Raw genomic sequence first — 13,148 nt, forward strand, 5'->3', positions numbered from 1 at the left:
GATGGGGGGCCACGCGGCGGCCGCCGCAGACACACAGCAAAGTGGAGGACCATGGCCGAGAGGGAGCTCATCTACCTCGTCGCCACCGCGGGACATCCCAACTACGGCGACGAGCTCATCGCAGCGGGTTGGCTCTGCTACCTCGCAGAGCGCCGGCCCGACGCCGACGTGTGGATCGACTGCGCGCAGCCAGGGCGCGCTGCCGTGCTGCTCGCCGGCATCCACCCGCGGCTGCAGACCACCGACACCTGCTGGCGGGTCGCCTGGCAGGCTGACGGTCCCGATCGCGACGCGGCCCACGCCCGCGCGCGAGAGCTCGTGGCGAAGCGCGGCACCCCGCGAGAGGACCTGGGAATCGAGCTCGCGACGGACGCCGACACCATCCATCTGCTGGGCGGCGGGCACCTGTCGTCCCTGTGGCCGCCGAACCTGCTGATCCCGACCATCGTGTCCGAGCTGGTGCGCATCTCCGGCGCGCCCGCGCACGCGACCGGCATGAGCCTGCTGCCGGTGGACGGCGAGGATGTCGGCCACCTCCGCGACGCGCTCGGCGATCTCACCATCGCCGAGGCGAGCGAGGCGCGAACGGCCGAGCAGTTCGGTCTGGAAATCGGGATCGACGACGCCTTCCTGGCCCTCGCCACCGACCAGCTGCGCATCGATGCGCGACCCGCGCCGCGCGGGATGCTCCTGCTCCATGGCGACCTTCACGAACGCGGTGCCCTCGACCGTGCGCTCGATCAGGCGCTCGCGGCGTTCAAGGCAGAGGGTCTGGACGGGCAGGAGATCGGCGTGGTCGAGGCGATACCGCCCGACGACTCGTGGCTGCTCGACGCCGCCAGGGAGCGATGGGGCGCCGTACGCATGTTCTCGTTCGCCGAGGTGTGGCAGCAGGGTCTCGCCGCGAATGCTGACCAGGTATGGATCACGAGTCGCTTCCACGCCCACCTCGTGGCTGCTGCTCAGGGAGCTCGCGGCCTCGCCGTCAACACGGGCCTCGAGTACTACCAGGTCAAGCATCGCTCGCTGCTCGCGCAGGACTCAGGTTGGGAGCTGGTCGACGCCGCTCAGGACTGGCCGGCGATTCCTCCTGCAGGGACCTTTCCCCGTGTCGCGGCGCGACTGGCCGACCGCAAGCGCAGCGTCGCCGACCGGCTCTACCCGACCAGCACGCGCAAGCGCGGCCTCTTCGGTCGCTGACGCGCGCGGCCGCGCGGCCGCGCGCGTCCCCGACTACGCCTGATCGTCGACGGCGTTGGCCGCGAAGGTCACGCGCCACTCCTCAGGCGAGGTGAAGGCCGGCATCGCGGCGCGGTACTGGCGGCTCAACGGCCCCCATTGCCGAGCGAGGCGCTGGTGCAGCCGCGCGCTCCGGCGCAGGTACGCCCTGAACTTCTTGGGGTCGCGCACGTACATCGATGCGCCCGTGCCGTCCGCTGAGGTCACCACCGCGGAGTCGAGGTGCGACAGGCGCCACCACTTCGCCGCCGTCGTCGCGATGCGCTCCTCGGGGATCTCGAGCGCCTGCGGCCGCACCGATCGCAGCTGCTTGAGAGCGCCGGTCAGCGCGGAGGCGAGCGCCGCCGGGGCGCCCTTGGGCTGCGACGGCAGCTTTCCGCGCGAGGGCGGACGGTGGCGTCGGGTCAGCGGGAACGCACCGGGATCCTTCTCGATCACGGCGTCGGTGAACTGCGCTCGCAGGGCGCGCACCTCCGGCAGCGTGGTGCCGATTGTGGCGTGCAGGTGCTCCGGCCCCTCGAGCAGGTCCTCGAGAGCCTTGAGCCGCAGCTCGACCGCCGAGTACTGCAGCTGCAGCAGGTGCTTGACGTCAGAGGTGAAGCTCACGCGCGGCAGCGCGCCGCCGCCGTTGTACGGGGAGTGGAGCATCGCCGCCAACCACCGGTTGCGCTGGTGGTAGTACGCCTGCCAGTCGATCGCATCGTCCTTGTCGACCCACGGCACGTGCCACACTGCCGCGCCCGGCAGCGACACGGTGGGGATGCCGGCATCCGCCGCACGCAGGCAGTACTCGGCGTCGTCCCACTTGATGAACACCGGCAGCGAGAGGCCGACGGCGCGCAACGCCTCGACGGGGATCAGGCACATCCACCAGCCGTTGTAGTCGACGTCGACGCGCTGATGCAGCCACGGAGTCGTTCGCAGCGGCGCCAGCGAGAAGTCGTGGCGCTCCTCGGTGTTCTCGAGACCGCCCCACCAGAACGAGTAGCGATTCACGCGCTCGCCGAACGCGTGGAGCGTCGACTTCTCGTACATCGAGAACATGTGGCCGCCCACGATGGTGGGCGTGCGGGCGAAGTCGCCGAAGGCCACGGCGCGCACGATGCCCTCGGGCTCCGAGACGATGTCGTCGTCGAGCAGCATCACGTAGTCGGAGTCGCCCGCCTCGAGCGTCTCCGTCATGCCTCGGGAGAAGCCGCCCGATCCACCCAGATTGCCCTGTCGCACCACCGCGAGCCGTTCGCCCAGGCGGGCTGCCGCCTCCTCGAAGTCCGGCTGATCCTGGACCAGCTGGTTGCCCTGGTCGACCACGTAGATGCGGTCGACGGTCTCCGTCAGGGTCTGATCCTGGCCGAGCTTGTGCAGCTGTGCCACGCAGTAGTCCGGGCGATTGAAGGTGGTGATGGCGATCGACGCCGTCCCCACCTTGCGCGCGTACGACCCGTCGACGCTCCACTCGGCCGACTCGAGCGTCACGTCGCCATCGGACGCGTAGAGGTCGAACCAGTACCAGCCGCCATCGCCGAACGGCGCGAGCGACAGGTCGACGTCGATCACGCCGTCGTCCGTCCGCACGAGCCTCACTCGCTGAGCGTTGCCGCGCGCGTTCGACTTGTGCACGGCGATCGTGCCGGCGCCCGACAGTCGTACGCTGAGGCGCACCTCGGCCACGTCGGTCCAGCGCCGCCAGTAGCCGGCAGGGAACGCGCTGAAGTACGCGCCGAAGGAGGCCTCGGCGCCGCCGTTGAGCCGCAGCGAGCGCCTGCCCGTGACCTCGGCCCCCGCCTCCGCTGGCGCCACGGCCGCGTGGATCTTCTCCTCGGCCCTCGCCATCGTGAAGTCCACGTAGAGGGGCAGCGTGTCGGGGTCGGCGTCCGGCGGGAGCACCACGCGGTGGACCACGCGGCGGATGACCTCCGAGGCCTGCTCGGCCTCAGCCTGCTCGACGGCGGTCACCGCTGGCCCCCGAACACGGCGTCGAGCTTGTTGTCGACCATGGACAGCGCCGAGCCGATCGCCATGTGCATGTCGAGATACTGGTACGTGCCGAGCCGTCCGCCGAAGAACACATCCTTCTCCCCGGTCATCAGATCACGGTAGTGCGACAGGCGCTCCCGATCCTGAGGCGTGTTCACGGGGTAGTACGGCTCGTCGCCGCGCTCGGCAAAGCGCGAGTACTCCTTGACGACCACCGTCTTGTCCTTCGGGTAGTCCCGCTCGGGATGCAGGTGACGGAACTCAAGGATGCGCGTGTAGGGCGCATCGGCGTCCGCGTAGTTCATGACCGACGTGCCCTGGAAGTCCCCGACCGGCAGGACCTCCTGCTCGAAGTCGATGGTCCGCCAGGACAGGTCGCCGGCGGAGTAGTCGAAGTAGCGGTCGACCGCTCCCGTGTAGATCACCGGCACCTGCCCGACGGTCGCCGCCTTGGAGAAGGGCTGGCTGTCGTCGAAGAAGTCGGCGTTCAGGCGCACCTCGATGTTCGGGTGGTCGGCCATGCGCTCGAGCCACGCCGTGTAGCCATCCACGGGAAGACCCTCGTACGTGTCGTTGAAGTACCGGTTGTCATACGTGTAGCGGACCGGCAGGCGCGAGATCACCGATGCGGGAAGCTCCGTGGGATCCGTCTGCCACTGCTTCTGCGTGTATCCCTTGATGAAGGCCTCGTAGAGCGGTCGGCCGATCAGGTTGACGCCCTGCTCGTCGAGGTTGGCGGGCTCCTTGCCGCCCAGCTCGGCGGCCTGCTCCCGGATGAGAGCCTTCGCCTCCTCGGGCCCGTGCGCCGACCGGAAGAACTGGTTGATGGTGCCCAGGTTGATGGGCATGGGGTACACCTCGCCCTTGTGGGTGGTGTAGACCTTGTGGACGTAGTCGGTGAACGCGGTGAAGCGGTTGACGTACTCCCACACGCGCTCGTTCGAGGTGTGGAACAGATGGGTGCCGTACTGATGGACCTCGATGCCCGTCTCGGGCTCCGGAGCGCTGTACGCATTGCCCCCCACGTGGTGACGCCGGTCGATGACCATCACCTTCGCGCCGTACTGCTCGGCGAGCCTCTCGGCGACGGTCAGGCCGAAGAAGCCCGAGCCGACCACGACGACATCCGTCATGTGCACTCTCCCGTTGTTGGTGTGGCGCGCGGACGAGCGCGCTATCGCAGTTCAGGGTACCCGCGGGCGCGAACCGGCAACAAAACGACCACGCCCGTTCACCGAGCCGACATGTCCGCGGCGGGTCCGCCTAGTCCAGGGCGTCGAGCCGTTGGAGGAACGCCGCCATCGCGTCCCTGGAGATGGGCGCGAACGGCCGGAACTCGACGCCTTCCGAGGTCTGCCAGCCGGTGGAGATGCCGGACTCAGCCAACCAGGTGATCTCCCGGTAGAACGGCGACGATGGATCGACGTCCACGAACGGCGAGGCGGCGGGCGCCTCGTAGTCCTGCGGCGCCTCGAGTCGGAACAGGAACGCGGCCATCGCGTCGCGGGTGGTGCGCGCGAGGGGTCGGTACTCGCTGCCGTCGTCGCCGGCCCAACCGCTCGCGACCCCGGTGCTGGCGAGCCACTCGATCTCCTCGTAGAACTCGCTCGAGTCCGGAGTCACATCCACGAAGCTGGGCTCATCGCCCGGAGCGTGCGTCGCCTCCGCATGGCGGTACAGGAAGGCCGCCATGGCGTCACGCGTGATGGACGCCGTCGGCCTGAACTGCGGGCCGTACCGGGACTGCCAGCCTTCCGCGATTCCGGTGCGAGCCATCCAGAAGATCGCGTCCGCGTGCTCTGTGTAGTCGCGGGAGGCCGGGTTGTCGGAGACGTCGCTGTAGGGATGGCCGGGGACTGCCTTGCCGTCGATCTGCGCGACGCGCAGGTGCTGGAACTCGACCATCGTCGTGCCGGCGTGGGTGAAGGCGTCCGTGATGGGCCATCCCCACGGCCCCGCTGGGCCGCCCGCCGCCTCGTACGCCTTCGTCACCGCGTACGGATGATGGCGGAACGTGACGATGCCGGACCGTGTCATGAAGAGCGTCCCCTTGGACATCCTCTGGTACCAGCCGCCGCCGTGCGCATCGAGCCACACGGTCTTGGCCTCTGGCACCCCCAGCGTGGCCGCGCCGCCGCGCTCGTCGTAGGCGGCCTGCAGGCGCGGGTAGACCTCGATGCCCCGCGTCGAGCCGAACCAGGTGCTGTAGTACAGGAAGAAGTTGCGGTTCCCGTACGAGCTGCACGAGTTGCCCGTCCCGAAACCAGCCGCGAGCGCACTCGAGTTGGGCACGTACGGCGTGTAGATGTACAGCGCCGCCGTCGCCTGATTCTCGATGTACACCGATGCGGTTCCGCAGGACGTGTTGTGGGGGTGGTACTTGATCACGTTGGTACGACCGGCCCGGTAGCCGTAGTTCTGCGGCAGCGCCTGGTAGCGCTTGAACTGGCGTGCGGCCATGTAGACCTGATTGAAGAAGCCCCGGTACTGCGTGTCGCACGGCGCGGTGTCAGGGCATCCGTAGCCCATCGCCTTGTCGAAGCGGTAGCTCGACGGCCAATCGTGGGTGACGAGACCCTGCTCCTTCTGGAGAGTCACCAGCAGCACCTTCTGGCTGATCCCGCAGGACCGCGCCACACCGTCGATGATCTGCGCCGCCGTCTGCGTCTTCACGGCGTACCCGTTGCAGTACGCGTCCCTGGACTTCGCCGTCGTCCTCTGCCGGAAGTCCTTGAGGCACGTGATGTCCTCGGGGTTGGGGTCCTTCTCCGGATGGCAGGTGCGCACCTTGCCGTTGAGGAACGTCTGCACCTGGGACGCAGTCATGGCGTCGGAGTCGTAGAACAGCGAGTCGCTGATGATCATGCCGGGGTCGAAGTCGGTGGCGGACACCGCCTGCGCGCTCGTGGCCGGCGTCACGAGCGCCAGCAGGGTGGCCGCGATCAGCGTGATGGACAGCGTCGAGATGTGGGACATGCGCGTCACGGCACCTCCACCTCCTGAGGTTCGGTCGAGCCGACGACGTCGCCGGCGTCGAAGCTCACGTGCAGCATCCACGTGCCTGCGGTCAGCTCCGACAGGGGTATCGACAGGTCCTGGGCGCAGCTGGACGAGTCTGCCGACCGGGTGGAGGGGCCGGTCGCCTTCCTGACGTCGCCGCGACGGGTCATCTCCAGCGTGCACGTCCCGTCGTCGACGACGCCTTCGACGATCGCCGTCGCGGAGTACTCGCTCGACGACGCTCCCCAGCCGGTCAGCACCATCTCTGCCTTGGCCGTGGACGAGCCGGCCGTGGGACTCGGTTCCGCGACCGGGGGGTCGACCGCGACGCCGTCGCCTGGGTCGTTGCGCTCAGTCTCCGTCTCCGAGGGTGTTCGCGTCGGTGCGGCCGATGCGGGCGCCGTCACGGCGGCCGTGGGCTTCGCGGTCGGCTCGGCAGCCGGTGTGGCCGTCGCCGACGGCGCGGTGGCGCTGGGCGTCGCCGCGGGGTCGTCGTCGCTGGTGCACCCGGTCGCCAGCAGCGCGCAGAGAACCGCGGGCACCGCTGCGAGGGGGCGGGCGCGTAGGCGCATGGCAGACTCCTTGGGCATGGTCGCGTCCGGCCATCGTAGGAGCCGAGGCGCGCGGTGCGCGGAAGGCGCGGCCGGTGAGCCGCCGAGCAGCGGTGCGGCCGGGGGGCGCCTGCGTCCTGGCATACTGGCCCGGATTCAGCCCTTCTCGTGCCGCGTCAGCACCTGGTCGATCTCGGTGCGCTTCGACCGCGGGACCAGCACCTGCTCGTCGTAGTGGCCCACCGCCACGAACGCGATGAAGACCTCGTGGTCAGGGATGTCGATGATCTTGCGGATCGCGGCGTCCTTCTGCGCACCCATCGCCGTGTTCAGCGAGCATGAGCCCAGCCCCATGTGGGTCAGGCCGAGAAGCACGGACATCATGAACAGCCCGCCGTCGACGTAGGGCTGATTGCGTTCGGCCGCGAAGAGGAACGCATCGAGGTCCGCGGTGATCAGCAGCAGGCGGGGCGGCATCTCGTAGCCGCTGAAGCCTCCCTGGATGTCGAGCACGGACTTGATGACGCGGGGGTCGGAGAACTGATGCACGCGTCCCCCCTGTCGATTGCACACCGACGGCGCCTGCATGGCGATCTGCACCGCAGCGGCGATGTCCTCGTCGCTCACCGGCTCCCGGGTGAACTCCCGAACGCTGCGACGCCCGTACATGACGTCCAGGAACGACCGGTCCTCGTTGCTCGCCAGGACGATCTCGCGCACCTTCTGCGCGGGCAGCACGCCACCTTCCTCGTGCGTGCAGGTGTCGATGAGCTCCTGGGCCTGCGCGGAGAAGAGGTCACGGAAGTGCTGCACGTCGAACTTCTTCTCGCGATGCCGGTCGAAGTAGGTCTTCATCACGGCCGCGGAGCTCTGCAGGAACGAGTCGTCGAGGCTCCGCCCCGCCGCCAGCCAGGCGTTCATCTCCTTCGCGAGGCCAGGAACCGCGATCTTGCCGAAGCCCAGGCGGGCGTTGCTGCGGCTCAAGCCCTTCTCGACCGCATGCGCATGGAAGATCATCCGCGCGCGAGCACCCGACACCCCGTCCGGTGTGCGGGCGTGGGCATGGGAGCGAACCTGGCGCGCGTGATCCTTGAGCGCAAGGATCTTCGCCTGCGACGCGAACCCGCCCTGCACGGGCGCGCCTGAGCTCACGGGCGCCGAGCCCGCGGGCATCTCCTCGATCTCGATGGAGCGCACGAGAGCGCCGCGCCCGAGGCCGGTGAAGTGCAGCGCACCCAGCATGAACTGGGAGAGACCGGACTCGGGCGCACGGAAGAACAGCGTGTCCAAGCGCGTGCGCGCATTCCGATCGGGCACGTCGATCTGGCCGATCACCTTGAAGCGACCCGTGCTCGCGTTGCGCAGGTGGAGATTGATGACGGGGGACGAGGTGCGAGGGGTCCAGTCCAGCTTGAGCCGGTAGGTCGCACCCTTCACGAGCGGCTCAGGCAGGTCGGCCCACACGAGATTGCCGCGCTCGGCTCCCCCTCGCGCCACCCTCAGACGGGTGCCGTTCGCACGCTGGGTCGTCCTCCACGCGCCGCTGCTCGCCGTGAAGCTCGGAGCCTCCAGGGTGAAGTGCTGGGGCACACGTTCCGCGACAGCCGCGGACGCGGCCGTGGACGTGCCGGTCGCATCGCTCATGCCAACTCCCTTGCGTAGCCTCTCCACGGCCTCCCGGCGCGCAGTCTGGTGGTGCGACGGATCGCGGGCCCTCAGGCCTGCGGCCCGGTCGCCTTCCGCTCGAGGTCGGTCACGGGGGATCCCGTCGTGTAGCGCTCGTAGCGGTGCGGGCGCTCACCCAGGAACTCCACCTCCGGCTCGAGCAGGAACCCGGAGTGCTCGTAGACCTTGCCGATGGCGTAGTCGACGAGCGCCTCGTAGTCAGCGGCGGTGGCCCGGTCGACGTTGACGAAGAAGCCGGGCTGCTTGGTCGAGATCTGCGCGCCGCCGATGCGGTAGCCCGTCAGCCCGCTCTGCATGATGAGCCTCGGTGCACGCCACCACTTGAAGGTCGAGCCGTGGTTGGGGCTCTCGAGCGGGAAGTGGTTCTCACGCACCTGCACCGTGCGCAGCATCTTCTTCGAGAGGTCCTCCTTGTCGGAGGGCGAGGTGGTGAAGGTCGCCTCCAGCACCACCCAGTTGGGGTGGTCCTGGAAGGTCGTGTACCGCTTGCCCCAGGAGATCTGGTCCTTCTGCAGCTCGCGGATGTTGCCCTTGTGGTCGAGGTACGTGACCGAGCGGATCGTCGCACGCACGTCGCTGACGTTGGTGCCGGCGTTCATGTAGACCGCGCCGCCCACCGTTCCGGGGATGCCGGAGGCCCACTCGAGCGTGGACAGCCCGTGCTCGAGCAGGAAGTACGACGCTTCGATGAAGCTCGCGCCGGCACCCGCGGTGAAGATGCCGTCCTCGAGCTTGAAGTAGTTGAGGCCGGTGGTGATGATGACGATGCCGCGGATGCCGCCGTCACGGACGATGACGTTGGTGCCACGGCCCAGGATCGTGTACGGCACGTCGTCCTCGAGAGCGAGGTCGACGAGCTGCTTCAGCTCGTCGATGGTCCTGGGGAACGCCAGGATGTCCGCCGGCCCGCCCACCTTGTTCCACGTGTACTCCTTGAGCTCGCGGCCCATGTAGATGGGGATGTCGGGGTTCACGGAGACGATGCGGTGCTTGAGCGCGTTGACGTGCGGGTCGTTGAGGACGCTCAGGATCATCTCCTCGCGATCCCGCGTCTTCCCGGGGATCGCCAGCTCCTTCTGCCGCGCCCCTGGCGCGTCCTTCGCGCCGCCCTTGGTCTGGCGCGCAGCGGCGCTCATCGCGCTGGCCGGGACCTCATCGATGTCGATGGAGCGCACGTCGGCGCCGCCGCGACGCCCAGGGAAGTGCACCGCGCCCAGCGCCACCTGCGTGTAGCCGGCGTCCTGCACGCTGAACAGCACCGAGTCCTGGCGCGAGCGGCCGGAGCCCTTGGACAGGTCGACGCTGCCGATCACCCTGAACGTCCCCGTCGCAGGGTTGCGCAGGTGCAGGTTCACGGTCGAGGCCTCCGACTGGGGCGTCCAGTCGATGCTGAGCCGGTACGCCGATCCCTTGGTGAGCGGCTGCGGCAGCTCGGTCCACACCAGGTTTCCGCGAACGGCGCCCCCGCGTGCGACCCTCAATCGCACCGCGCCGGACTTCCGAGTGACCTTCCACGCATCGCTGCTCGCCTCGAACTCGGGGTTGCGCAGCGCGAAGTGCTGGTAGGGCCTCACCGCGGCGGAGTCCTTCTTGTCCGGGTCGAGCGCCGTCTTGAGCCACTCCATCGAGGATGCGCGACCCTTCTCGATGTACTCGCGGGCCTTGGTGAAGTCGATCTCCCTCGACACGTTCTCGTTCGCGGCGATCTTGTCCGCGCCGTCGGTCTCGAAGACGCGACGCGAGTCGTCGAAGCCCAGCGAGGCGAGCAGGTTCTTGAACCGGTCCGCGCCGCGCTTGGTGTTGTAGATGGAGGAGAAGGGCTTCTCGAAGATCGCGGCGAAGGCGGTGCCGTGGAAGCTGTCCGTGACCACGTAGCCCGCGTCGCGGTACGCGCGCAGGAAGTTCTCGGGGGCGTCCTCTGCGAGGACCTCGACGCGCGAGTCGCCCTGGAACAGCGAGGTCGCCGCCTCCCGGCCCTCATCCGGGTTGGGGATCACGAGGATCTTCTCGAAGCCGAGCTTGGTCGCGATCGCGAGGGCGACGGCCTTCTTCTCAGGGTTGGGGTCCAGGAAGAACACCGCCATGTGCCCGCCCTCGGGGGTCACCGTCGCCGTGTCAGCGAGCTCGGCGTAGTGCTCCTGGGACATGAGGAATACGGGGTCGACCACCAGGGTCGCCTTGGCGCCGAACACGTCGCGAGCGGTGTCGATCGCATAGTTCTCTCGCACCGAGATCGCCTTGAACTTCTGCAGGTTCGCGGCATGCTTGGTGATGAACGGCGCCTTGAACTTGTCGGTGCCGCGGTTGCCGAAGGACGTCGCATAGGCGACGCGATCGTTCGAAGGGTCCACGAAGTCGAGGAACAGGTCGTCGTTGACGCGACCGATCATGGGGTTCCACAGCTGGTCGCTGCCCACGACGAAGGTGCGCGCGACGTCGTTCAACCGTGGGAGCTGCGAGTAGTGCTCCTGCTGCGTGTAGTCGTAGCCGATCCTCCGCGCGAACTCCATCGACAGGATGTCGTCGGGCCACGACACGCGAAAGCCGTTGTACCCCAGCGGCTCGTGCACCATGAGCGCCGAGCGCCCGAGGCTGGTGATCGCGCGGTTGAGCCCGTAGTACGTGAGGATCGAACCGTAGTTCTTCCCGTACCACCAGCCGAGGACTGCGACGTCGTACTTCTTCGAGGGATCGGTCATCTGCGAAAGTTCCTTACCTGCCGTGATGTGGTGGGTCCATGGCCGCGGCCGCTGCTCGTCGACTCCAGTGCGTTCGACATGGCAGAGCCATCGACCACGGCGGCTCGAGGGAGACGATGTACGCGCGACGATTCTAGTTCAGAATCCTCCCGACGAGAGGTGGTGAGGAGAGCGGGTTCGCCCGCGCGTTCCACGGCGAGGGACCTCGCCTTCTCGTGCCTCATCCGCTCGACAGGAAGGTGCGGCGATAGGCGGTGCGCCGCACCAGCGTCGGGACCAGGCGGTAGCCGCCACGCACCACGAGGTTGCGCACGTACTGCCGCCGCGAGGTGAAGCCGATGCGCCGCATGTGGCGCTGCAGCGCCAGCTCCGCGCGGAGCTGCTCCCAGCCGCCACGGCGCCGATAGGCGCCCGCGTCCACGCGGTACGCGACGAGCGGCTCGACGATGTTCTCGACGTGCGCTCCGGACGAGATCATGCGCGCCCACAGCCAGTAGTCCTCCATCGGGCCCATCGCCTGATAGCCCGCCGCGCGCTGCACGGCCTCGCGCCGGAACATCACCGTCGGGTGGTGGAAGGGCGAGCGGAACCGCGCTGCACGCGCGATGTCGGCACCCTGCGGCGTGACCCGCGCGCGCCCGAGTGACTGGGCGTCGCCCTCGAACTCGACCAGACCGGTACCGACGAGGTCGTAGCCCCGCTCGATCATGGCGAGCTGGCGAGCGAACCGCTCCGGGAAGGACACGTCGTCGGCGTCCATGCGCGCCACGACGTCATGGGAGCACGCCTCCAGACCCCTCGTGAGAGCGATCGCCAGCCCGGAGTTGTCCGGCAGGTCAACGCGCGTGACCGAGACCGGCGACTCGCGTGCGAGACGGTCGAGCTCGGCGGCGAGCTCGTCATGAACGGGGCCGTCGCGCACGAGCACGACCTCGGAGGGAGGCGTGGTCTGGTCCTGCACGCTCGACACGAAGGCTGCGCGCAGATGGGCCGCCCTGTCGCCGTCGTACACCGGCAGCAGCAGCGAGAAGCGCGTGTCGGTCATGACCGCCCTCCGTCGGCTCCTGCGGCCGCCAGCGACTCGGACGCGGTGCGCGGCCGCGTGCGCCAGCCGTCCCGCCACCCCGAGCGCAGGCCGGACACCAGCACCCCGCGGTCGGACGACCGAGCGAGCGTTCGCAGCCAGCGCGCAGCGGAGGATGCCCCGTACATCCCCTTCTCGAAGGGAGACAGGGACGGGGACAGGCGCCACATCCACACCTTGTTGCGCACCTCGTAGTAGAACCGCGCCCCTGGATCGATGTCCGTCGACCCGAGCTTGGCTGTCTTGTGCACCACGACGCTCGCGGGGACGTGCAGGCCGAGTCGACGCCGCAGCAGGCGCGTCGAGTACTCGAAGTCGTCGTTCCAGATGAAGTAGTCGACGACGGGCAGGGCCTCGACCCGGGCCGCCTGGGCGTCGATGAGCATCGACACGAAGGACGACGAGCGCACGCTGGTCGCCTGCGCCTGGGCGGCGGCGTCGCGGCGGGAGCGCGAGTCGAACGGGCGCCGGCGCGGCGTGTTCATCGGATGGTCGGCTCCATCGGTCCAGACGACTCGTGACCCCGCCACGGCGGCGCCGGCGGCGGTCGCCGCCTCGACCAGCGCCTCGAGCGCGTCGTGCTCAGGGATGGTGTCGTCATCCATCAGCCACAGCCAGTCGGGCTGGTGCGCCCGGAGCGCCCTCGCGATGCCCGCAGCGAACCCCCCTGCTCCGCCGATGTTCTCCGCGAGCTCGATCACATCGGCGCCAGGCGTCGCGCGCCTCGCGGCGTCGGCGGAGCCATCGCTCGAGGCGTTGTCGACCACGACGATCTGCGCGAGCGGCAAGGTCTGCGCCCCGAGGGCTCCGAGCGCCTCGGTCAGCAGCTCGCGACGGTTGTACGAGACCACGACGGCGACCACGCGGACAGTGCCCGAGGCAGCGCTCCGCGAGGTGGCCGGTTCCACGGTG

At 68.8% G+C, this 13,148-nt stretch carries 9 protein-coding genes; 1 reads left to right on the forward strand and 8 read right to left on the reverse strand.

The window, feature by feature from the left end; all coding sequences use genetic code 11:
• Positions 1 to 51: 51 nt before the first annotated feature.
• Complete coding sequence (locus B7K22_RS05495) at positions 52 to 1,200, forward strand: polysaccharide pyruvyl transferase family protein (RefSeq protein WP_084038971.1); 1,149 nt, start codon at positions 52 to 54, stop codon at positions 1,198 to 1,200.
• A 33-nt stretch (positions 1,201 to 1,233) separates the two neighbouring features.
• On the opposite strand, the gene B7K22_RS05500 is transcribed toward B7K22_RS05495, so the two are convergent.
• The 8 genes from B7K22_RS05500 to B7K22_RS05540 all read right to left on the reverse strand — a co-directional run bounded on the left by B7K22_RS05500 (position 1,234) and on the right by B7K22_RS05540 (position 13,144).
• Entirely contained in the window at positions 1,234 to 3,195 is a 1,962-nt protein-coding gene (locus B7K22_RS05500) for a glycosyltransferase (protein ID WP_159448772.1), read from the reverse strand.
• Positions 3,192 to 4,349 (reverse strand): UDP-galactopyranose mutase, encoded by a 1,158-nt coding sequence (glf, locus tag B7K22_RS05505; RefSeq protein WP_084038972.1) that lies wholly within the window; start codon positions 4,347 to 4,349, stop codon positions 3,192 to 3,194. Before glf ends, B7K22_RS05500 begins: the two co-directional genes overlap by 4 nt.
• A gap of 130 nt (positions 4,350 to 4,479) precedes the next feature.
• The gene (locus B7K22_RS05510; protein ID WP_234983396.1) at positions 4,480 to 6,192 is read right to left on the reverse strand and encodes an S-layer homology domain-containing protein; all 1,713 of its coding nucleotides are present in this window, start codon (positions 6,190 to 6,192) and stop codon (positions 4,480 to 4,482) included.
• A 5-nt stretch (positions 6,193 to 6,197) separates the two neighbouring features.
• Positions 6,198 to 6,788, reverse strand: a complete 591-nt coding sequence (locus B7K22_RS05515; RefSeq protein ID WP_084038974.1) for a hypothetical protein — start codon at positions 6,786 to 6,788, stop codon at positions 6,198 to 6,200.
• A 135-nt stretch (positions 6,789 to 6,923) separates the two neighbouring features.
• Entirely contained in the window at positions 6,924 to 8,411 is a 1,488-nt protein-coding gene (locus tag B7K22_RS05520) for a nitroreductase family protein (protein WP_084038975.1), read from the reverse strand.
• A 71-nt stretch (positions 8,412 to 8,482) separates the two neighbouring features.
• A complete protein-coding gene (gene murB, locus B7K22_RS11830; RefSeq protein WP_144276251.1) occupies positions 8,483 to 11,152 on the reverse strand; it encodes a UDP-N-acetylmuramate dehydrogenase in 2,670 nt (889 codons plus the stop codon).
• A 220-nt stretch (positions 11,153 to 11,372) separates the two neighbouring features.
• On the reverse strand, positions 11,373 to 12,197 hold the full coding sequence (locus B7K22_RS05535; RefSeq protein ID WP_084038976.1) for a glycosyltransferase: 825 nt from the start codon (positions 12,195 to 12,197) through the stop codon (positions 11,373 to 11,375).
• Positions 12,194 to 13,144, reverse strand: coding sequence for a glycosyltransferase (locus B7K22_RS05540; protein ID WP_234983324.1), 951 nt, complete (start codon positions 13,142 to 13,144; stop codon positions 12,194 to 12,196). The genes B7K22_RS05535 and B7K22_RS05540 overlap by 4 nt, the downstream gene beginning before the upstream one ends.
• Positions 13,145 to 13,148 lie beyond the last annotated feature (4 nt).

Source organism: Demequina sp. NBRC 110053 (genome assembly GCF_002090095.1).
In the GTDB taxonomy this organism is placed as follows: Bacteria; Actinomycetota; Actinomycetes; order Actinomycetales; family Demequinaceae; genus Demequina.

Coding starts and splice junctions, on each gene's coding strand:
- B7K22_RS05520 (WP_084038975.1), bottom strand. CDS start 8,411: ATGAGCGATGCGACCGGCACGTCCACGGCCGCGTCCGCGGCTGTCGCG.
- glf (WP_084038972.1), bottom strand. CDS start 4,349: ATGACGGATGTCGTCGTGGTCGGCTCGGGCTTCTTCGGCCTGACCGTC.
- B7K22_RS05510 (WP_234983396.1), bottom strand. CDS start 6,192: ATGTCCCACATCTCGACGCTGTCCATCACGCTGATCGCGGCCACCCTG.
- murB (WP_144276251.1), bottom strand. CDS start 11,152: ATGACCGATCCCTCGAAGAAGTACGACGTCGCAGTCCTCGGCTGGTGG.
- B7K22_RS05535 (WP_084038976.1), bottom strand. CDS start 12,197: ATGACCGACACGCGCTTCTCGCTGCTGCTGCCGGTGTACGACGGCGAC.
- B7K22_RS05495 (WP_084038971.1), top strand. CDS start 52: ATGGCCGAGAGGGAGCTCATCTACCTCGTCGCCACCGCGGGACATCCC.
- B7K22_RS05515 (WP_084038974.1), bottom strand. CDS start 6,788: ATGCGCCTACGCGCCCGCCCCCTCGCAGCGGTGCCCGCGGTTCTCTGC.